A 19,976-nucleotide genomic window follows, 5' to 3' on the forward strand; every position below is an offset into this window, starting at 1 on the left:
ACAGCGGGGCTTGGCGAAGGGGGTTAGAGCTGGGCCTGGGATTTGAGGCGGAGGTAGGTGTCGGCGAGGGTGGGGGCCAGGCGGCCCGCGGGGGCGTCGACGACCGTGACGTTGTGGCGGGCCAGGGCGGCGCGGATGCGGTCCCGCTCGGCCAGCGCCCGCCAGCCGGCCGCCGCTGCGTAGGCGTCCCGCGGCTGGGCCGGTGCGGCGGTGGTGAGCGCGGTCAGCACCGGGTCGTGGGTCGCCGCGATCAGCACCCGGTGTCGGGCGGCCAGCCGGGGCAGTACGGGTAGCAGGCCCGCGCTCAGCGCGCCGGCCTCCAGCGCGGTGAAGAGCACCACCAGGCTGCGCTGCCGCTGCCGGCGCAGCAGCTCGCCGGCGATCAGGTCGAAGTCCGTCTCCACCAGGGCCGGTTCCAGCGGGGCCAGCGCGTGCACCAGCCGGGGCAGCAGCGCCGGCCGCCCGGTCCCGGTCACCGTGGCGCGTACGGCGGTGTCGGCGGCCAGCAGGTCGACCCGGTCACCGGCGCGCGCGGCGAGGGCGGTGAGCAGCAGCGCCGCGTCGATCGCGGTGTCCAGCCGGGGCTCGTCGCCGACGCGTACCGCCGAGGTGCGGCCGGTGTCCAGCACGCAGACCAGCCGCCGGTCCCGTTCCGGCCGCCAGGTGCGCACCAGCACGTCGGCCCGGCGGGCGCTGGCCCGCCAGTCGATCGAGCGCACGTCGTCGCCGACCACGTACTCGCGCAGGGTGTCGAACTCGGTGCCCTGGCCGCGCCCCCGGGTGACCTGGGTGCCGTCGATCACCCGGAGCCGGGAGAGCTTCTCCGGCAGGTGCCGGCGCGAGTCGAAGCGGGGCAGCACGCGCAGCGTCCACGGCGGCGTGGCCGGGCGGCCCGAGCGCTGGCGGAACGCCAGCCCCAACGGGCCGAGGGAGCGGACGGTCAGCGCCACCGCCGGCCGGTCGCCGCGGCGGGTGGGGGTGAGCCGGCTGGGCAGCGCGACGGTCTGGCCCGGCTCCACCCGCACCACCCGCTTGGGCGGGACGTCCGGGCGGGCGCCGGCCGAGGGCACCCAGGCGTCGCGCACCAGCGCCCGCAGCGTACGGCCGGAGGTGTTGCCCAGGTGCAGCACGACGGTGGCGGTCTCGCCGAGCCGGACCGCGCGGTCCCCGTCCCGGGCGGCGGTCACCGCGCCCGGCGGCACCGCCAGCGCCCGGTCCAGCGCCACCAGGAGCAGCACCACCCCGGTCATCACCAGCACTCCGGCGAGCGGCGACGGCCAGGCCGGCAGGGTCAGCGCGCCGGCCGCCAGCAGGAGCGCCGCCCGCCAGGTCATCGCGGCGTGGGCACGGTGGCCAGCACCGTGTCCAGCACCGCGTCCACGCTGACGCCCTCCAGCTCGACCTCCGGCCGCAGCCGCAGCCGGTGCCGCAGGGTCGGCCGGGCGACCGCCTTGACGTCGTCCGGGACGACGTGGTCGCGGCCGGCCAACCAGGCCCACGCCTTGGCGGTGCTGAGCAGGGCGGTCGCGCCCCGGGGCGAGGCGCCCAGCTCCAGCGCGGGGGTGGCCCGGGTGGCCCGGCACAGGTCGACCAGGTAGCCGAGCAGCGGCTCGGCCACGTGCACCCGGCCCACCGCGGCCCGCGCCGCGGCCAGGTCGGCGGCCCCGGCCACCGGTCGTACGCCTGCCGCGGCCAGGTCGCGCGGGTCGAAGCCGGCGTGGTGCGCCCGCAGCACGCCCAGCTCCTCGTCCCGGCTGGGCAGCGGCACGGTGAGCTTGAGCAGGAACCGGTCCAGCTGAGCCTCCGGCAGCGGGTAGGTGCCCTCGTACTCGATCGGGTTCTGGGTGGCGGCGACGATGAACGGGTCGGGCAGCGGCCGGCGGTCACCCTCGACCGAGACCTGCCGCTCCTCCATCACCTCCAGCAACGCCGACTGGGTCTTCGGCGGCGTCCGGTTGATCTCGTCGGCGAGCAGCAGGTTGGTGAAGACCGGCCCCTCCCGGAAGGTGAACGCGGCGGTGTGCGGGTCGAAGATCAGTGACCCGGTGACGTCGCCGGGCATCAGGTCCGGGGTGAACTGCACCCGCTTCGAGCCCAGGTCGAGCGCGGTGGCCACGGTGCGGATGAGCAGCGTCTTGGCCACCCCGGGCACGCCCTCCAGCAGCACGTGCCCACGGCAGAGCAGGGCGATCACCAGACCGGTGACCACCGCGTCCTGCCCGACGACCGCCTTGGCCACCTCGGCGCGCAGCCGGTGCAGGGCGGCACGGGCGTCGTCGGGGTAGGCGGTCCGTGGCTCGGCGGTTCCGGCGGGTCGGGTCACCGGGGTTCTCCTTCGGGTCGGTCCGGCAGTGGCGCGTCGGGGGAGGCGGGCGGCGACGCCACCGTACGGGTCACCCCGTCCAGGCCGCGCGCCAGCTCCAACAGCTCCTGGTCGGTCTCCGGCTCGCCGCCGTACAGCAGCTCCTCGGTGGCGGCGGGGTCGCCGCCGGCGCGGGCGGCGACCGCGCCGGCCACCCGGTCCGGTGGGGCGTCCGCCGGCAGGTTGAGCCGGGGCCGCAGCCGGGTCAGCGCGGCCTCCCGCAGGGTCCGGGCGGCCGCCTCGCGGGCTCCGGCGCGCTGGTAGAGCCGGGCCCGGCCGAGGACCGTCTCGGCGGAGCGGACGGTCACCGGCAGCGGCTCGGCCGCCGGCGGGCCGAGCCGACGGGCGCGCCAGAGCGCGAGGACGAGCGCCGCCAGCGCGAGCTGGGCCAGCAACGCCCAGAACCAGGGCGGGAAGGCGGCCCAGAGCGGGTTCGGCGGGTCGTCCTGGTCGGCGGCGTCGTTGCCGTCGCCGGAACCGGACGAGTCACCCCCACCCGGGTTGCCGGGCCCGCCGGGCTGCCCCGGGTCGCCCCGGCCGTCCCCGGTGCCGTCGCCGGTGCCGTCGCCGTCGCCGGTGTCGTCGTCCGGCCCGTCCCCCGGGCCGTCCCCGGTCGCGGGCGGGCGGCCGGTGCCGGTGGCCGGCGGCGGTTCCGCCTCGGCCAGGTCGAGCCAGACCACCCGGCCGGCGACGCCGAGCAGGCCGGTGGCGAAGGCGAGGTTGTCCCACTCGGCGATCCGGTCGTTGCGGAACGGGTCGCTGGCGCCGACCACCACCTGCTCGGCCGGCCCGGGCAGGTGGGCCAGCGCGCCGGCGAAGCAGAACTCGACCTGGCCGGAGCGGTAGGCGCCGGTGGTGTAGCGCTGCAGCCCGACGGCGGCCGTACCGATCGCGTCCAGTTCGGGCAGCCGGCAGGGCAGCCCGTCGGCCGCCGGGCCCAGGGCCCGGGCCGCCCATCGGCGCTCGGCGGGCAGCAGCGGCAGGCCGGCGGCGGACAGCACCGGGCGGGCCGGGTCGACCAGGATCAGCCGGGTGCCGGCCGGGAGCCGGCCCAGCGTCCGGACGGTGTCCGGGCGCAGCAGCTTCGGCGCGGGGACGAAGAGCGTGGCCGGTCCGGACCGGACGGCGGTCAGCGCCGCCCGGGTGGTGGTCTCCCGCTGCACGGTGACCCCGCGGTCGCGCAGCGCCGCGGCGAGGCGGCTGCCGCCGTGCTCGCCGGTGGCGACGGGGGAGAGGAAGCCGCCGTCGGCGTCGGGCTGGTCGACGGCGTGGGTGACCAGGGTGGTGGTGAGCAGCAGGGCGGCCAGCCCGATCGGGATCAGGATCCGGTGTCGCCGCCGGCGTCGCCAGGTGCCGGTCCGCGCGCCGGGGGGCGTCGTGGTCGTGGTCGGGGTCACGGCGTGCCCTGCCCCTCGGTCGGGTCGGCCAGCACCCGGTGCAGCTCGCGGGCGTGCTCCCGCATCCGCCGGTCGTGCTCCGCGGTGGCGGGACGCTCGGCGTACCAGAGCTCGGAGAAGATCGCGCCGGCCGCGCGCAGCGGCGGGCCGGCCGGCGGGTGGCCGTCACTCGCCGCGGTGATCACCTCGATGACGGTCATGCCGGAGCGCAGCCGCACCGGCCGGCGGGTGACCAGCTCGCGGAGCATGCCGCGCAGCCGCTCGCGGACCGCCTCGGCGTAGCGCCCCTCGGCGGCCAGCCGGTCGGCCAGGGACAGGTGGACGGCGGCCGGCGGCTCGTCGGCCGGCTCCCGGGCCGCCGGCACGGCCGGCGCGGCGGCGGTCACCGGGCGCGGCCGGCTTCGCCGCGGGGACCGCAGCCGGGGCAGCCGGCGGGGCACCCAGGCCGGGTAGGCGTACCAGGCCGCGGCGACCAGCACCGCCGCGAGCACGAGCAGCAGCGCGGCCAGCGGCAGCGGTACCCGGTCGCCGAGGGCCGCCGTGGTCTCGGTCCACCACCGGCTGAAACTCATCGCCCGGCCGCCAGCAGCACGGCGTCCGGCGTGCCGGCCGGCGCCCGGGCGAGCAGGATGTCCAGCCCCTCGGTGCGGGTCCGGGTCTCCAGGTGGACCGCCGCGTCGAGGCAGGCGATCGCCGGGTACGCGACGCTGTTCACCCCCGCCCAGATGATCAGGGAGACCGGCAGCTGCCACGCCTCGGGCAGCAGGTCGAGCCCGTCCAGCCCGTAGTAGACGCCCACCCCGAGGCCCACCCGGACCAGCCACCAGGCGAGGTAGCCGAGCAACCGGACCGCGCCGGCCCGGCCGCCGGCGCGGACCGCGAGCGTGGCCGAGCGCAGCGGGGCGCGCAGCGGGTGGACCCGGTCCACGACCAGCGCCGGGGTCACCGCGCCGAGCAGGGCGAAAGCGATGATCCAGGCCGGCCCGAGCAGGGCGGCGGTGGCCATCACCGCCCCGACCAGCGGCACCAGCAGCAGGGTGGCGCCCCAGCGGGCCCCGGCGGGGCGGAGCAGCTCCCGGGCGCCGGCCCGGCGGCCGAGCAGCGCGGCGCCGGCGGCCCGGGCGGCCGGGTTGCCCAGCAGCGCGATGATCATCGCCTCGGTCGCCGCGCCGACGGCCAGCAGCAGCCAGTACCAGGCGAAGTGGCCGAACTCCACGAACCAGAACGGCTGCTCCGTGTCGGCGGCGAGGCGCAGCGGCAGGAGCAGGAGCTGTTCGCCCGCGGCCAGCACGGCGGCGAGCGGGACCAGCACCCGGGCGTGGTCGCGCAGCAGCAGGACCGCCGAGTCGAGCAACTCACCGACGGTGAGCGGGCGACGCGGGAGCACGGCGGTCGGGCCGGCGTCGGGCACGCGTACTCCTGACGGACGAACGGTGGTGGCGCGTGACGGCACACGCGGGGATCATGGTGTCACGCGCGGTCCGGCGGGGTGGACCCGCACGCCGGGCGGCGCCGTCCGGAGCCGGTTGCTGGGCACCGGCGTCCCGCGGCAGTACCGTGCCGGGGTGACGTTGATCCCACCGAACTGAACGGGGATGGAAAATTAATCCCATGAGAGCCCGGGTACTGGTGGTCGACGACGACCCCGCGCTCGCCGAGATGCTCGGCATCGTCCTGCGCAGCGAGGGGTTCCTGCCCTCGTTCGTGGCCGACGGGGAGCGGGCGTTGGCCGCCTTCCGTGACAACAGGCCCGACATCGTGCTGCTCGACCTCATGTTGCCCGGTATGAGTGGTATCGACGTGGCCCGGTCCATCCGGGCCGAATCGGGCGTCCCGATCGTCATGCTGACCGCCAAGAGCGACACGGTCGACGTGGTCCTCGGCCTGGAGTCCGGCGCCGACGACTACGTGGTCAAGCCGTTCAAGCCCAAGGAGTTGGTGGCCCGGATGCGGGCCCGGCTGCGGCGCGGCGAGGACGTCGCCCCGGAGATGCTGACCATCGGGCCACCCGGCAACCAGATCACCATCGACGTGCCGGCGCACACGGTGAGCCGCAACGGCGAGGAGGTGAAGCTCACCCCGCTGGAGTTCGACCTGCTGGTCGCGCTGGCCCGCAAGCCGCGGCAGGTCTTCACCCGCGAGGTGCTGCTGGAGCAGGTGTGGGGCTACCGGCACGCGGCGGACACCCGGCTGGTCAACGTGCACGTGCAGCGGCTGCGCGCCAAGATCGAGCCGGATCCGGAGCGGCCGGAAATCATCCTCACCGTGCGGGGCGTGGGCTACAAGGCGGGGACCGGATAGCCTGGTCGTACTGTGGTCACCTCCCCGGTCCCGGACTCCCCGTCAGCAGCTCCCCGCCGCCGTGGCGGCGGGTGGGAGCTGTGGCGTGGGCTCGCTGCCCGGGGTGCCCGGCTGCTCGCCGCGCTGCACCTGACCTGGCGGCGTTCGTTGCAGCTGCGGGTGGTGACCATCACCCTGGTCGCCTCCAGCCTGCTGGTGGGCGGGTTCGCCTACGTGATCGCCAACAAGATCACTGACATCCTGCTGGAGAACGCCGTCACCGACGCGCGGCTGCGGCTGACCAGCGGGGCGGACTACGCCGCCAAGCAGGTCTACCTCTTCCGGCAGCCGCAGGAGGCCCAGCTCCAGGACACCATCGAGGGCACGGTCAACTACCTGGCCGGCGGCGACCCGCAGCAGACCAGTGGCGTGGTGGTGGCGATCACCGCCGACGACTACACCGGCCTCCTGCACACCCGCAGCTCGCCCGCCGTCGACGTCCGGCCGCTGATCAGCCGGGAGATGCGCGCCGCGGTCGCCGACGGCAACGTGGCCAAGCAGATCCGTACCGGCCGGCTCACCGGCGAGCGCACCAAATACCTGGTGTACGGCTCGCCGGTGCCCACCCAGTTCGGCCAGATCGAGCTCTACTACTTCGTCCCGCTGGCCCGGCAGGACGCCACCGCCGCCGACGCCCGGGCCACCGTGGCGGCCACCGGCGTCGCCCTGGTGCTGCTGCTCGGGCTGTTGGCCGCGCTGGTCACCCGGCTGGTGGTGACCCCGGTCCGGGTGGCCGCCCGGACCGCGCAGCGACTCTCGGCCGGGCTGCTCGACCAGCGGATGGCGGTCAACGGCGAGGACGACCTGGCGCTGCTCGCCGCCTCCTTCAACCAGATGGCCACCAACCTGCAACGGCAGATCCTCCGGCTGGAGGAGATGTCCCGGTTGCAGCGCCGCTTCACCTCCGACGTGTCGCACGAGCTGCGGACGCCGCTGACCACGGTCCGGATGGCCGCCGACCTGATCTTCGCCGAGCGCGACGGGTTCGACCCGGCGGTCGCCCGCAGCGCGGAGCTGCTCCAGGCCGAGCTGGACCGGTTCGAGGAGCTGCTCACCGACCTGCTGGAGATCAGCCGCTTCGACGCCGGGTTCGCCATGCTCGACGCCGAGCCGACCGACCTGGTTCCGGTGGTGCACCGGGTGGCCGACCGGCTGGCCGGGCTGGCCGAGCGGGTGGGGGTGCCCATCGAGCTGGACGTGCCGACCGCCCCGGTGATCGCCGAGGTGGACCCCCGCCGGGTCGAGCGGGTGCTGCGCAACCTGGTCGGCAACGCGGTCGAGCACGGCGAGGGCAAGCCGGTGCTGATCACCCTGGGCTCGGACGAGACCGCGGTGGCGATCACCGTGCGCGACCGCGGGGTGGGGCTCAAGCCGGGCGAGGAGAAGCTGGTGTTCAACCGGTTCTGGCGGGCCGATCCGTCCCGGGCCCGGCAGACCGGCGGCACCGGGCTCGGGCTGTCGATCAGCCTGGAGGACGCCCGGCTGCACGGTGGCTGGCTGGAGGCGTGGGGGGCGCCGGGGCAGGGCGCACAGTTCCGGCTCACCCTGCCGGCCCGCGCCGGCGACCGGCTCACCACCTCGCCGCTGCGGCTGGTGCCGGCCGACGCGGCCCTGCCCTTCGGCGGCCCGCGCGACGGCGGGCTGCTGGCCATCGGCCCGGGCCCGGATGGTGCGCTGGCGATCGCACCGGCTCCGAGGGCGGCCAGCGGTGGCGACGACCCCGCCGGCCCGGCCGGCGGGGGCGCCGCCGGGGCGAAGGCGGAGGCGCGGTCGTGAGACGCTCGCTGCTCACCGGCGTCGCCGGCCTCGCCCTGCTGGCCACCGGGCTGACCGGCTGCGGCATCCCGGACCGCACCGACGTCGAGGTGGAGCGCCGGGTATCGACGGCGGAGGCCGGGCCGTTCAGCGGTCACAACCTGGAGCCGCCCACCCGGAAGGCCGCCGGGGGTAACGCCGACACCTTCGTCCGCAACTTCCTGGCCGCGGCCGCCGGCGAGCCGGACCGCGCCTACCAGCGGATCAAGGACTACATCGACCCGCAGCACCACGACCGGCTCCAGGAGAAGCAGGGCAGCGAGATCGCGCTCACCGTGGTGCGGCTGACCGACGATCCGGTGATCACGCCCGACGTCGACAGCACCAAGGTGACCATCAACGTGCAGCAGATCGGCGTGCTCCGGGCGAACGGCACGCTGGTGCCGCCGGTGGCCACTGAGCGGAGCTACGAGTTCAAGCTCGTCAGCGCGGCCACGCCCGGGCAGGGCGACGTGGAGCAGGCCGGTCTCTACCTGCAGGACCCGCCGAACGTGCTGCTGCTCAGCGACGTGGCGTTGGAGCAGTACTACAAGCCCTCGTCGGTCTACTTCTGGAGCTCGGACCGCAGCCGACTGGTGCCCGACCTGCGCTACCTGCCCGAGGCGGTGCCGGAGGAGCGGCAGGTGACCGAGGTGGTCCGGTGGCTGATCGGCGGTCCGTCCGACTGGCTGCGGCCGGCGGTCACCGCGCTGCCGGACCGCACCGAGCTGATCAACAACGCCACCGGGAGCGCCGGCCGGTGGGAGGTCAACCTGGCCATGTCCGGCAACGACGAGCGGCGGCTGGACCAGTTCGCCACCCAGCTCGCCTGGTCGCTGCCGGACGTCAACGGCCAACTGGAGCTGAAGGTCCAGAACCAGTCCCGCCGGGTGGTCGACCTGGGCGGCCAGCGGCTGGCCAATCGGGTCTACCCGCTGACGCAGAACCCGCAGCGGTTCTGCGTATACGACGGCGCGGTGCACCCGCTCGCCGTCGTCGGGGAGCCGGGGACGGTGCCGGTGACCGCGGAGGTCAACCGCAACGTGGTGTGGGCCAACTTCGGCCGCGCCGGTGACCGGACGCTGGCCGCGCTGGTGGTCACCGGGCCGAACAAGCGGCAGCGGCTCGCGCTGGGCAGCGGCGTCGCCCCGCTGGCCGACCTGCGCCGCGGGCCTGAGCACACCGCGATCGGCCGGCCGGTCTGGCTGCGTACCCTCGACCCGCTGAAGCCGCGCGGGCTGGTGGTGGCCGACAAAAACCTCTACCGCTTTGACGGGGAAGCGGCGATGAGCCAGGTGCAGCTCAACGGCGTGACGGGCGAGGTCACCGCCGTGGCGACGTCGCTGGACGGTCACCGGGTCGCGCTGATCGTCGGTGGCGGGCTCTACGTGGCCGCGGTCAGCCTGGACGGCGACCAGGTCAGCATCGGGCCACTGCGGAAGGTGTTCACCTCGCTGACCGCCCTCTCGGCGGTCGACTGGAGCGGGGAGGATCAGCTGGTCGTGGCCGGTTCGGTCGACCGTCCGGCGGTCTACCAGGTCAGCATCGACGGCGCCCGGCAGGCCGGGCTGCACGAGAAGTTGGGCGCCAAGGTGACCCACCTGGCGGCCTATCCGGTCAACCCGGTGGTGCGGCAGCCCAGCGTGGTGCTGTACGAGGCGAACGGCGTGGCGTACAGCGGGTCGTCGCGGATCCAGCGGGACCAGGTGCTGAACGTGAGCCCGTCGCCGACCGGGGACCGACCCGGCAACCCGACCGCCCCCTTCTTCCTCTACTGATCCCGGTGCGGGACATCGGCGCGCTCTGGGCGGACCTCGCCGACCTGGTGCTGCCCGCCACCTGCGCGGGCTGCCGGGAACACCGCCCCGGCCTGCGACACGGGGTGTGCCCGGAGTGCGCCGGGCAGTTGCAGGTGCTGCGCCCCCGCCCGGTACGGCCCACCCCCGCCCCGCCCGGCCTGCCGCCCTGCGTCGCCCTCGGCCCGTACGCCGGGCCGCTGCGGGAGACGCTGCTGGCGCACAAGGAGCACGGCCGGCATAGGTTGGCCCGGCCGCTGGGCGGGCTGCTCGCCGAGGCGGTGGCGACCGCGCTCGGCGGGACCCGCCCGGTGACGCCGGTGCCGGTGCCGGACACCGCGGCGGCGGCCCGGGCCCGCTACGGCGACCACCTCGGCCGGCTGGCCCGGCACTGCGCCCACCGGCTGCGGCGGGCCGGCTGGCCGGTGCGGGTACGCCGGCCGTTGCGCGCCCTGCCCCGCCCGGACTCGGTGACCCTGGACAGCGCGGGCCGGGCGGCGGCGGCCGAGTCGGCGTTCCGGGTGCGCTCCCGGGTGGCGCCGGTGGCGGAGGGGACCGCCGTGGTGGTGCTGGACGACATCGTCACCACGGGCGCCACCCTCGCCGCGGTCAGCCGTGCGCTGGCCGCGACCGGCCTGTCACCGGCGGTCGCCGTGGTGCTCGCGGCGACCGAGAAACGGCAACAGTCGTAACCGTTCGTGTTTCCGTTTCACCCGTTGGTGTATGAGCTGTGAAAATTTCTGAGCGGTCTCCGCAACCAGGGGTGACTGTGCCATGAACAGGCGTTAGCGTTTTGCTGTCGGGGGTAGGAGGTCTTTCAGCCGCCCCCGGCGGTGAGAGGAGGCGTAGCCGTATTGACCGGTCGACGCCGAGTGGGGCCTCCCCGGAGCGCGCGACCGGATGCCGGAACGAACGACCATCCGAACGAGGAGGTCACGTGGACATCGTGGTCAAGGGCCGGAACGTCGAAGTTCCCGACCATTACCGGGTGCACGTCGCGGAGAAACTCGCGAAGATCGAACGCTACGATCACAAACTTATTCGCGTCGATGTGGAGCTGTTCCACGAGCGCAATCCGCGTCAGGCGGACCACTGCCAGCGGGTGGAGATAACCTGTGTCTCCCGCGGTCCGGTGATCCGGGCCGAGGCCTGCACGAACGACTTCTACAGCGCGCTCGACGCGGCGATCGCCAAGCTCGACACCCGGTTGCGCCGGGCGGCCGACCGCCGCCGGGTCCACCGGGGGCGGCACGCGCCGCTCTCCGTCGCCGCCGCCACCGCCGGCCTGCCCGTGGCGGACCTCGACGTCCCGCCGCTGTCGACGTCGGTGAACGGCGCGAGCGCGGCCACCGCCACGGCGGTCGCGGAACGGGTCGACGCCGAGGACGAGTACGACGACCAGCCCTGGCACATCGCGCGGGAGAAGGTGCACCCCGCCGAGCCGATGACCGTCGACGACGCGCTGTTCCAGATGGAACTCGTCGGCCACGACTTCTACCTGTTCCAGGACAAGGAGTCCGGCCGGCCGAGCGTCGTCTACCGCCGGCACGCCTACGACTACGGCATCATCTCGCTGGCGATCTGAGGAGTCGAGCGCGGTCGTGGTGGCGGCACCGCCCGCCGCCACGACCGGCCGGGTCAGCGCAGTTCCTCCGGCAGCAGCCCGAAGACCAGGTCGTCGATGCGGCTCCCGGCCAGGCCGGGCAGCCGTCCCCGCAGCAGCCCCTCGCGCCGGAAGCCGACCTTCTCCAGCACCCGGTGCGAGGCGATGTTGTCGGGCATGGTGCCGGCGGTCAGTCGGGCGATTCCGGCCGGCCCGAAGGCCCAGCCGGCGAGCAGCCGGACGGCCCGGGTGGCGAGGCCGCGACCCCGCGCGGCCGGCAGCAGCGCGTAGCCGACGCTCGCCTCGCCGGCCGGCAGGTCGGTGTAGGAGAGCCCGCAACTGCCGACCGACTCGCCGGTGGCCGCGTCGAGGATCAGCAGCCGGGCGATGGCGCCGGTCAGCCAGCCGCTCTCCGCCAGCCGGCAGCGCCGCTCGATCGCGTCCCGGCCGGGTGGCACCGGGGGCGCCTGGTTCGCCACCACCTCGGGGAGCGTGTGCAGCCGGAACATCAGGTCCGCGTCGTCCGGGGCGAGCCGGCGCAGGGTCACCACGCCGTCGTCGAGCCGGCCGTCGGGCAGGTCGGGCAGCGGGCGCGGGGTCGGCCCGGGCGGGTCGTCGGCGAGACGTACCCAGGCGAGCAGGTCGTGCCGGCCGCCGCCCCGGGTCGGGTTGGCGTCGCGGCGTACGCCCTCGTAGCGGAAGCCGGCGGCGAGCGCGACCCGCTGGCTGGCGGCGTTCTCGGCGTGGGTGAGCAGTTCCAGCCGGGCGGTCCCGGTGGCGAACGCGTGCTCGGCCAGCGCCCGGGTCGCCGCGGTGGCCACCCCCCGCCCGCGCGCCCACGGCGCCACCCAGTAGCCGATCTCGGCCTGGCTCCGGTAGGCCACCGGCTGGCTCAGTCCGACCCCGCCGAGCAGCCGGTCGGTGTCCCGGTCCGCCACCGCGTAGGCGGCCCCGCCGGTGGCCCAGGCCGCGGGTGCGCCCTCGGTGACCCACCAGCGGGCGTCCGCCTCGGTGTACGGCGACGGCATGCCGGAGATAAACCGCTGGGTCAACGGGTCGGCGCAGGCGGCGGCGGTGTCGGCGACGTCGTCGTCGCGGAACTCCCGCAGCCGGACACCGTACGCCTCGACCACCTTCGGCGTCACGACAGGTCCTCGGCGAGCAGCCCGGCCACCCAGGCGTCCAGCCGTTCGCCGCGGTGGTTGACCCCGCCGCGGGCGGTGCCCTCGAAGGTGAAGCCGGCCTTCTCGGCGACCCGGCGGGACGCGGTGTTGCCCACGTTCGCCCGCCACTCGGTCCGGGCCAGGCCGAGCGTGGCGAAGCCCCAGGCGCAGAGCGCGGCGAGCGCGGCCGGCTGGTAGCCCCGGCCCCGGGCGTGCGGCGCGGTCATGAAGCCGACGTCGGCCAGCAGCGGGTCGGCCGGGGAGAGCCGCAGGTCGACCGAGCCGGCGTACCGGTCGTCGGCGTCGGCGATCGCGTACGACGCGCCGGTGCCGCCCGCCCAGGCCGCCTCGGCGACGTCCCGGCGGAACCCCTCGGCGTGCTCGCGCCGGTACGGGTCGGGCACGGTGGTCCAGCGGACGGTCTCCGGGTCCTGGCAGGTGGCCACGACCGCGTCGAGGTCGCGTTCCTCCATCGGGCGCAGCCGCAGTTCGGTGGCGCCGGCGGTGGCGAAGAGGACCGGCTGCGGGCGGCCGAAGACGGCGGCCCGCCGGGCCTCCAGGGTGCCGGGGCCGGCCGGGCCGGTGCTGCCGGCGGCCGGCACCTCGCCGGTCAGCAGTGAGCCGATCCAGCCCTGGTTGCCGCCGTCGGGCGCCGGGTCCGCCAGCCGCAGCCGCCCATCGATCCGGAACCCGGTGCGCAGCGCCACCAGCCGGGACGCGTGGTTGCCGACCTCGGCCTGCCAGATCAGCCGGCGCAGCTTGAGGGTGTCGAAGGCCCAGCGGGCGACCGCCCGGGCGGCCCGTACGGTGACGCCGCGCCCGCGGGCCCAGGGGGCGACCCAGTAGCCGATCTCGCCGGAGCCCAGGCCGGTGTCGATGGAGACCAGCCCGCACGAGCCGAGCAGCTCACCGGTGGCCGCGTCGCAGACCGCGAACGGCGCTCCCCGGCCGGCCGACCAGTCGCCCGGAGCCACCTCGGTGACGAACCTCTGGGCGTGTTCGGGCAGGTACGGGCGGGGTACGGTGGTCCAGCGCTGGATGTCCGGGTCCTGGCAGGCACGGTGCACGGCGTCGGCGTCGGTGGCCTGCCAGGGGCGCAGCAGCAGGCCGTCCTCGATGATCTCCACGGGTTCCACCCGACTCATCGTGCCGGATCGTTCGCGGACGGCGTAACGGATATCCGGGCCGCCGGCGGACGTGCTGCGTGTTATGTCGTTTTCGTCGGGACGGACCCCCGCCACCAGTGACCATCGCCCCGATGGAGCGCCTACGATGGTTCGAGACTGTCTAGGGGAGCGTTGATCCGTGTCGATTCTGGAAAAGGTCCTCCGCGCGGGCGAGGGCCGTATGGTGCGCCGGCTCAAGGCCATCGCCGCCGCCGTCAACTCGATCGAGGACGACTACGTCAACCTCACCGACGCCGAGCTGCGCGGCATGACCGAGCAGTTCAAGGAGCGGCTGGCCGACGGCGAGACCCTCGACGACCTGCTGCCCGAGGCGTTCGCGGTGTGCCGCGAGGCGGCTGCCCGGGTGCTCGGCCAGCGCCCGTACGACGTCCAGGTGATGGGCGGCGCGGCGCTGCACTTCGGCAACATCGCCGAGATGAAGACCGGTGAGGGCAAGACCCTGACCTCGGTCATGCCGGTCTACCTGAACGCGCTCTCCGGCGAGGGCGTGCACGTGGTCACGGTCAACGACTACCTGGCCCAGCGGGACGCCGCGTGGATGGGCCGGGTGCACGAGTTCCTCGGCCTCACCGTCGGCGTGGTGATGCCCAACCGCCCGGCCGCCGAGCACCGGGCCGCGTACGAGTGCGACATCACCTACGGCACCAACAACGAGTTCGGCTTCGACTACCTGCGCGACAACATGGCCTGGTCGCGGGACGAACTGGTCCAGCGCGGGCACAACTTCGCGGTGGTCGACGAGGTCGACTCGATCCTGATCGACGAGGCCCGGACCCCGCTGATCATCTCCGGACCGGCCGAGCACTCCGCCCGCTGGTACGGCGAGTTCGCCGCCGTGGTGGCCCGGCTCCAGCCCGGCAAGGACGGCGAGGGCGACTACGAGGTCGACTACGCCAAGCGGACCATCGCGGTCACCGAGCGCGGCGTCGCCAAGGTCGAGGACCGGCTCGGCATCGACAACCTCTACGAGTCGGTGAACACCCCGCTGGTCGGCTACCTGAACAACGCCATCAAGGCCAAGGAGCTCTACAAGCGCGACAAGGACTACATCGTCAGCGACGGCGAGGTCCTGATCGTCGACGAGTTCACCGGCCGCATCCTGCACGGCCGCCGCTACAACGAGGGCATGCACCAGGCGATCGAGGCCAAGGAGGGGGTGGAGATCAAGCAGGAGAACCAGACCCTGGCCACCATCACCCTCCAGAACTACTTCCGCCTCTACGAGAAGCTCTCCGGCATGACCGGTACCGCGCAGACCGAGGCGGGCGAGTTCAACAAGGTCTACAAGGTCGGCGTGGTGACCATCCCGACGCACCGGCCGATGGTCCGGCAGGACCGGCCGGACGTCATCTACAAGACCGAGAAGGCCAAGTTCAACGCCGTGGTGGAGGACATCGCCGAGCGGCACCAGGCCGGGCAACCGGTGCTGGTCGGCACCGTCTCGGTGGAGAACTCCGAGATCCTCTCCCAGCTGCTGCGCCGCCGCGGCATCCCGCACTCGGTGCTGAACGCCAAGTTCCACGCCCGGGAGGCCGAGATCGTCGCCCAGGCCGGGCGCAAGGGCGCGGTCACCGTGGCCACCAACATGGCCGGCCGGGGCACGGACATCCTGCTCGGCGGCAACCCCGAGTTCCTCGCCGCGAGCGAGCTGCGCCAGCGCGGCCTCGACCCGCTGGAGCACGAGGAGGAGTACGCCAAGGCGATGGAGGAGGTCCTGCCCAAGTGGAAGCAGGCCTGCGAAGCCGAGGCGGAGGAGGTCGCCGCCGCCGGTGGCCTCTACGTGCTGGGCACCGAGCGGCACGAGTCCCGGCGGATCGACAACCAGCTGCGCGGTCGCTCCGGCCGGCAGGGTGACCCGGGCGAGTCCCGCTTCTACCTGTCCCTGCAGGACGAGCTGATGAAGCGGTTCCGCTCCGGCGCGGTCGAGGCGGTCATGGACCGGTTCAACATCCCGGAGGACGTGCCCATCGAGTCGAAGATGGTCACCCGGCAGATCAAGAACGCGCAGGCCCAGATCGAGGGCCAGAACGCCGAGATCCGCAAGAACGTCCTGAAGTACGACGAGGTGCTGAACAAGCAGCGCCAGGTGATCTACGCCGAGCGCCTCCGGGTGCTCAACGGCGAGGACCTCTCCGACCAGGTCCGCAACATGATCGACGACGTCATCGAGGCGTACGTGCAGGGCGCCACCGCCGAGGGCTACGGCGAGGACTGGGACCTCGAGCAGCTCTGGTCCAGCCTCAAGCAGCTCTACCCGGTCGGCATCACCATCGAGGAGCTGGAGGAGGAGGCGGGCGGCTCGCGGGCCGGCATGGACGCCGACTTCCTGATGTCCCGCCTCAAGGAGGACGCGCACGCCGCGTACGACCGGCGGGAGGAGCAGCTCGGCGAGGACGCGGTACGCCAGCTCGAGCGGATGGTGCTGCTCCAGGTCATCGACCGCAAGTGGCGTGAGCACCTCTACGAGATGGACTACCTGCAGGAGGGCATCAACCTGCGGGCGTACGCCCAGCGCGACCCGGTGATCGAATACCAGCGCGAGGGCTTCGACATGTTCGCCACCATGATGGACGGCATCAAGGAGGAGACGGTCGGCTTCCTCTACAACCTGGAGGTCCAGGTCGCGGAGCCGGAGCCGGAGGCCGAAGAGGTCAAGCTGCTCGACAAGCCGGTGGAGATCCGGGCCAAGGGCCTGAACCGGGCGCCGCAGCAGCAGGGCCTGCAGTACTCCGCGCCGACCATCGACGGCGAGGCGGGTCGCGGCTCGGTGGCCGTCGAGCCGGCCGAGGAGCAGGCTCCCGCGCTCGGCATCGGGCGGGCGGCCAAGGCCGCTCCGGCGGCGCCGGGGACGACCGCGCCGAACGCCCCGCAGCGCCCGGCGACCGGGCTGCGCGGCCCGGCCGTCGCGTCGAACGCGGCCCGCCGGCCGGCTCCGGGGCAGGCGGAGGCGGGCAACGGCCCGTCCCGCAACGCGCCCTGCCCGTGCGGCTCCGGCCGCAAGTACAAGCGCTGCCACGGCGCGCCCAACGGCGGCGCCTGATCCGACGCTCGCCCGACGGGCCCCGGCCAACCGGCCGGGGCCCGTCGGCGTCTCCGGCCCGACGCTGCGATCACCGACGTCCGCCGTCTTGATCGACCCCGTTTGCGGATGGCGCGGTATCCGGCCGCCGGGACACCCCGATCTGCCGCAACCGGAGCTTCCGCCCTCGCCGCTCGTCCTCGGACGGCCGACGGCTGCGGTCCGGCCGGACGGGCCCGTCACAGGACTTGGAGGGCGGTGCAGAGCCAGGTGCCGCGGCGGTGTTCCAGGCGGAGCGCCATCGCCCAGGCGTGACCGTTGCCGCCGGCGAGCACCGCGGCCACCTCGACCGCGGCGGCCCGGGGCTCGCAGACCCGCAGCCGGCGCAGCCGCACGGTGGGCCGGGTCGACCGGCGGCGCACCGGGCCGGTCCGCGCGCCGGCCCGGGCCAGCTCGGGCAGCAGCTCGGCGGCCCGGGCCGGGTCGAGCAGCGGCCGGAGCTGCCCGGGCGGACGGTAGCCGTTGAGCACCTCGAGACACGTGCCGACGAAGCGGTGGGCGGCCCGGGTCGCCTCGGGCGTGGCGGTCACCAGGGCGCCGGGCGGCAGCGGGCCGGGGGCGCGGCGGCCGGGCCCGGCGGGGGTCGGCCCGGGCCGCAGCCGCCGGTCGGGCGGGCGGCCGGGCTCCCGGCGGACCCGCTCGAACAGGTCGAGGGCGAGCTGGCCGTCGCCGGGCAGTGGCCAGTGGCTGCCGTCCTCGTCGACGAAGGGTGGCTCGAACGAGGGCGCGGGCCGCAGCCGCACGGGTGGCCGGGACGGGCCGGGTCGGCGGGAGTCGGTCATCGCGCTGCCCCCTGATCTTGCGTTTGCCTTCGTTTGCCTCTGATCGCCTCTCATCTTTGAGCATGGGAGAGCCTGCGGTCAATGGCTCAGCGCGTCGGCGGGGTCACTCCGGGTCGCGGTCGGCGAGCGGGTTGCTGCGCACCCACTCCGCGGTCTCCGCGTACTTGCGCTGGATGTACTCCTCCAGTTGGGCGCGCTCCACCCGCCACTGGCCGCGCCCTCCGATCTTGATCGCGGGCAGTTCGCCGCTGCGCACCATGTGGTAGACCTGCGAATCCGACACGTTGAGCTCGGCGGCCACGTCGGAGAGGAGCAGGAACCTCGGCTCCACGGAAACTCCCGGGGTTGGCGTCGTTTGGCTCAGTTTGCCACCGCCTGCCGGCCTCGCCCAGCACCCGCCGGTCGCCCCGGCCACTTCCGGTGGCGGACACACCGGCGCGGAACTTCCACCGGGCGACGTACGAGGTGTATGACGGTCACGGCGTACGGCATGATCGGCGCCCGGGCCGGTGGACGCCGGCGGAGGACTTAGCAGGGAGACGACCGGTGAGCGACGACCTTGTCCGGGTGTACGTGCCCGCGACCGTCCCGATGCTGTCCCGGCTGCGTGAGCAGGGGCTCGCCGCGGCGCGGGCGCACGCGGTGACTCCGGCCCTGCGGGAGTGGTACGCCGAGGGCGACGAGGAGGAGTTGGAGTACGTCGCCTTCACCCGCGCCGCCCAGGACGCGTTGCAGCTGCTCCGGGCCGACCCGGGCGCGCCCCGCCGCCGGGTGGTGGTCTCGGTGGACCTGCCGGCCGCGGCGGTCGGGCGCGGTGACGGCGAGCTGGGATCGAGCGGGGTCGAGCTGGCCCGGCCGGTGCCGATCGAGGCCGTCGCCGCGATCCACGTGGACGGGTCGGAGGCGGTCGAGGACGTGGCCGCCGCCGCCGAGGTGGTCGCCGAGGCGCTCGCCGGTGACCCGGACGCCCAGTTCACCGTCGACGGCGCCGAGGACCACGAGCTGGAGTGGTACGACGTCACCGAGCTGGACCTGCTGCTGCGTACCGCCACCTGACCCGCTCCGGTGCGGGGCGGCGGCCCGGCGACGCCGACCTGCGCGCCGTCCGGCCGCACCCGGATCAGCGGTCGGCCGTGGCCTCCGCGGGCTCCGGGTCGTCGTCGGTCCGCACCGGGCCGAGCGTCCGGCCGAACAGGACCAGCGCGGTCAGCGCGCCCACGAAGAGCACCCAGATGCCGTTGTCCACCCGCGAGGTGCCCAGTGACGTCTGGGCCACCGCGTCCGCCTCGCTCAGCGCGGCGGCCAGGTCGAGCAGGGAGCGCCCGCCGATCCGGATGACCACCTCGGCGACCAGCAGGAGCAGGCCCGGGCCGGCCCCGGCCAGCAGGTACGCCGGCCAGCGCAGCGCGGGGGCGTCCGGGTCGCGCCGGGTGGCCCGGCGGCGGGCCCAGGTCAGGTAGCCGAAGGCGAGCAGCCCGGCGACCAGCCCGGCGAGCAGGGACTCGGTGCGCGACACCCACTTGGCCGCGGTGACCAGCGACTCCTGCGTCTCGCCGGCGCCGAAGAGGTCGAAGAGCGGGTCCCGGGCCCGGCTGAACGCCACCACGAAGACCAGCGTGCCGAGCGCGGCCGCCACCACCGCGCCGACGGTCGGGGCGCTGCGGGCGCCGGCGACGGCCCCGCCGATGATCGCCGCGGCGGCGGCGGTGCCGGCGATCACGTTGGTGGTCGCGTTGTCGGCGTAGGTCAGGTTGATCGCGAACGCGGCGGCGAGCCCGATCAGCAGGCCGGCGCCGATCGCCGCGAGGAAGCGCAGGGTGGCCCGGTCGCCGACCCGGCGGCCGAGCAGGTCGACCCCGGAGAGGGCGAAGGCGGCGCCGGCGACCAGCGCGGCGGAGATCACCCCCGGCAGCGCGAAGGCGGAGAGGCTGATCGCGGTCACCCCGGCCGCCGCCGAGGTGATCGCCTCGCGGGTCGACCAGAGCATCGCGGCCAGCCACCCCAGCGCCAGCAGCGCGAGCACCGGCGCCGCGGGCGCCGCCGCTCCTGCCGGAGCGTCGTCGGCCGGTTCTGCGACCGCACGGACCGCACCGGCGGATCCTGCCCGCTCGGCGTCCGTCGGGTCGGCGGCACCGTCCGCCGGTCCCGCCTCGTCCGCCGCCGTCCGGGCGGCGGCCGGTCCGGCGGTCGCGGGTGCGGTGCCCGGGCCGGCGGCCGCAGTGGTGTCGTCGGCCACCGGCTGGTCCGACTCCGCGGCCGCGGAGCCGCCGGGCTGCTTGGTCATCGTCTCCCCTTCGAGGCGGGCCGGCCCCCGGGCGGTCGGCCGGGCACGGGGCGGGCAGGTCACCGGCAACCCAGGGTACGCGCCCACCCGCCCCCGCCCCGCCGCCCCGCCCGGCACCCCGGCGCACCCGATGATCGAGAGGTTCGGGTCAGCGTCGGCGGGGCTTCGACGCCAACCTCTTGATCAGCC

General features: G+C 74.9%; 17 protein-coding genes. 7 read left to right on the forward strand and 10 right to left on the reverse strand.

Annotated features, from left to right (window positions below):
- Window positions 1-23: 23 nt before the first annotated feature.
- Genes ACVCAH_RS30930 through ACVCAH_RS30950 form a run of 5 tightly spaced genes read right to left on the reverse strand, consistent with a single transcriptional unit; the run spans window position 24 to window position 5,170 of the window.
- On the reverse strand, window positions 24-1,334 hold the full coding sequence (locus tag ACVCAH_RS30930; protein WP_447139773.1) for a DUF58 domain-containing protein: 1,311 nt from the start codon (window positions 1,332-1,334) through the stop codon (window positions 24-26).
- Window positions 1,331-2,323 carry an AAA family ATPase gene (locus tag ACVCAH_RS30935; RefSeq protein ID WP_447139774.1) on the reverse strand — a complete coding sequence of 331 codons (993 nt, stop codon included), beginning with the start codon at window positions 2,321-2,323 and terminating at the stop codon, window positions 1,331-1,333. Before ACVCAH_RS30935 ends, ACVCAH_RS30930 begins: the two co-directional genes overlap by 4 nt.
- Window positions 2,320-3,759, reverse strand: coding sequence for a DUF4350 domain-containing protein (locus tag ACVCAH_RS30940; RefSeq protein WP_447139775.1), 1,440 nt, complete (start codon window positions 3,757-3,759; stop codon window positions 2,320-2,322). The genes ACVCAH_RS30935 and ACVCAH_RS30940 overlap by 4 nt, the downstream gene beginning before the upstream one ends.
- Complete coding sequence (locus ACVCAH_RS30945; RefSeq protein WP_447139776.1) at window positions 3,756-4,331, reverse strand: DUF4129 domain-containing protein; 576 nt, start codon at window positions 4,329-4,331, stop codon at window positions 3,756-3,758. Before ACVCAH_RS30945 ends, ACVCAH_RS30940 begins: the two co-directional genes overlap by 4 nt.
- Window positions 4,328-5,170 carry a hypothetical protein gene (locus ACVCAH_RS30950; protein WP_447139777.1) on the reverse strand — a complete coding sequence of 281 codons (843 nt, stop codon included), beginning with the start codon at window positions 5,168-5,170 and terminating at the stop codon, window positions 4,328-4,330. Before ACVCAH_RS30950 ends, ACVCAH_RS30945 begins: the two co-directional genes overlap by 4 nt.
- Before the next feature lie 200 nt (window positions 5,171-5,370).
- On the opposite strand from ACVCAH_RS30950, the gene mtrA reads away from it, so the two are divergent.
- The 5 genes from mtrA to hpf all read left to right on the forward strand — a co-directional run bounded on the left by mtrA (window position 5,371) and on the right by hpf (window position 11,274).
- Window positions 5,371-6,060, forward strand: a complete 690-nt coding sequence (gene mtrA / locus ACVCAH_RS30955) for an MtrAB system response regulator MtrA (RefSeq protein ID WP_109906154.1) — start codon at window positions 5,371-5,373, stop codon at window positions 6,058-6,060.
- Window positions 6,061-6,072: 12 nt separating this feature from the next.
- On the forward strand, window positions 6,073-7,875 hold the full coding sequence (gene mtrB, locus ACVCAH_RS30960; protein WP_447139778.1) for an MtrAB system histidine kinase MtrB: 1,803 nt from the start codon (window positions 6,073-6,075) through the stop codon (window positions 7,873-7,875).
- On the forward strand, window positions 7,872-9,671 hold the full coding sequence (locus tag ACVCAH_RS30965) for an LpqB family beta-propeller domain-containing protein (protein WP_447139779.1): 1,800 nt from the start codon (window positions 7,872-7,874) through the stop codon (window positions 9,669-9,671). The genes mtrB and ACVCAH_RS30965 overlap by 4 nt, the downstream gene beginning before the upstream one ends.
- A 14-nt stretch (window positions 9,672-9,685) precedes the next feature.
- Window positions 9,686-10,381, forward strand: a complete 696-nt coding sequence (locus ACVCAH_RS30970) for a ComF family protein (RefSeq protein WP_447139801.1) — start codon at window positions 9,686-9,688, stop codon at window positions 10,379-10,381.
- 245 nt (window positions 10,382-10,626) lie between these two features.
- Complete coding sequence (hpf, locus tag ACVCAH_RS30975) at window positions 10,627-11,274, forward strand: ribosome hibernation-promoting factor, HPF/YfiA family (RefSeq protein WP_447139780.1); 648 nt, start codon at window positions 10,627-10,629, stop codon at window positions 11,272-11,274.
- 53 nt (window positions 11,275-11,327) lie between these two features.
- On the opposite strand, the gene ACVCAH_RS30980 is transcribed toward hpf, so the two are convergent.
- A complete protein-coding gene (locus ACVCAH_RS30980) occupies window positions 11,328-12,437 on the reverse strand; it encodes a GNAT family N-acetyltransferase (protein WP_447139781.1) in 1,110 nt (369 codons plus the stop codon).
- On the reverse strand, window positions 12,434-13,600 hold the full coding sequence (locus ACVCAH_RS30985; protein ID WP_447139782.1) for a GNAT family N-acetyltransferase: 1,167 nt from the start codon (window positions 13,598-13,600) through the stop codon (window positions 12,434-12,436). The genes ACVCAH_RS30980 and ACVCAH_RS30985 overlap by 4 nt, the downstream gene beginning before the upstream one ends.
- Window positions 13,601-13,760: 160 nt before the next feature.
- Between ACVCAH_RS30985 and secA the strand changes: the two genes are divergently transcribed.
- The gene (secA, locus tag ACVCAH_RS30990; protein ID WP_447139783.1) at window positions 13,761-16,682 is read left to right on the forward strand and encodes a preprotein translocase subunit SecA; all 2,922 of its coding nucleotides are present in this window, start codon (window positions 13,761-13,763) and stop codon (window positions 16,680-16,682) included.
- A gap of 218 nt (window positions 16,683-16,900) precedes the next feature.
- Here secA and ACVCAH_RS30995 read toward each other — a convergent pair whose 3' ends face one another.
- Both ACVCAH_RS30995 and ACVCAH_RS31000 read right to left on the reverse strand, forming a co-directional pair.
- The gene (locus tag ACVCAH_RS30995) at window positions 16,901-17,503 is read right to left on the reverse strand and encodes an Rv3235 family protein (protein WP_447139784.1); all 603 of its coding nucleotides are present in this window, start codon (window positions 17,501-17,503) and stop codon (window positions 16,901-16,903) included.
- A 103-nt stretch (window positions 17,504-17,606) separates the two neighbouring features.
- Window positions 17,607-17,834 carry a helix-turn-helix transcriptional regulator gene (locus ACVCAH_RS31000; protein ID WP_088995866.1) on the reverse strand — a complete coding sequence of 76 codons (228 nt, stop codon included), beginning with the start codon at window positions 17,832-17,834 and terminating at the stop codon, window positions 17,607-17,609.
- A gap of 215 nt (window positions 17,835-18,049) precedes the next feature.
- Here ACVCAH_RS31000 and ACVCAH_RS31005 point away from each other — a divergent pair, with 215 nt between their 5' ends.
- Entirely contained in the window at window positions 18,050-18,559 is a 510-nt protein-coding gene (locus tag ACVCAH_RS31005; protein WP_447139785.1) for a DUF6912 family protein, read from the forward strand.
- 64 nt (window positions 18,560-18,623) lie between these two features.
- Here the strand turns inward: ACVCAH_RS31005 and ACVCAH_RS31010 are convergent, their stop codons facing one another.
- Window positions 18,624-19,787: a hypothetical protein gene (locus tag ACVCAH_RS31010; RefSeq protein ID WP_447139786.1), complete on the reverse strand. Its 1,164-nt coding sequence runs from the start codon at window positions 19,785-19,787 to the stop codon at window positions 18,624-18,626.
- Between the last annotated feature and the right edge of the window lie 189 nt (window positions 19,788-19,976).

Source organism: Micromonospora sp. LZ34 (assembly GCF_052981855.1).

Coding starts and splice junctions, on each gene's coding strand:
- ACVCAH_RS30945 (WP_447139776.1), bottom strand. CDS start 4,331: ATGAGTTTCAGCCGGTGGTGGACCGAGACCACGGCGGCCCTCGGCGAC.
- ACVCAH_RS31010 (WP_447139786.1), bottom strand. CDS start 19,787: ATGACCAAGCAGCCCGGCGGCTCCGCGGCCGCGGAGTCGGACCAGCCG.
- ACVCAH_RS30995 (WP_447139784.1), bottom strand. CDS start 17,503: ATGACCGACTCCCGCCGACCCGGCCCGTCCCGGCCACCCGTGCGGCTG.
- ACVCAH_RS30985 (WP_447139782.1), bottom strand. CDS start 13,600: ATGAGTCGGGTGGAACCCGTGGAGATCATCGAGGACGGCCTGCTGCTG.
- ACVCAH_RS30930 (WP_447139773.1), bottom strand. CDS start 1,334: ATGACCTGGCGGGCGGCGCTCCTGCTGGCGGCCGGCGCGCTGACCCTG.
- mtrA (WP_109906154.1), top strand. CDS start 5,371: ATGAGAGCCCGGGTACTGGTGGTCGACGACGACCCCGCGCTCGCCGAG.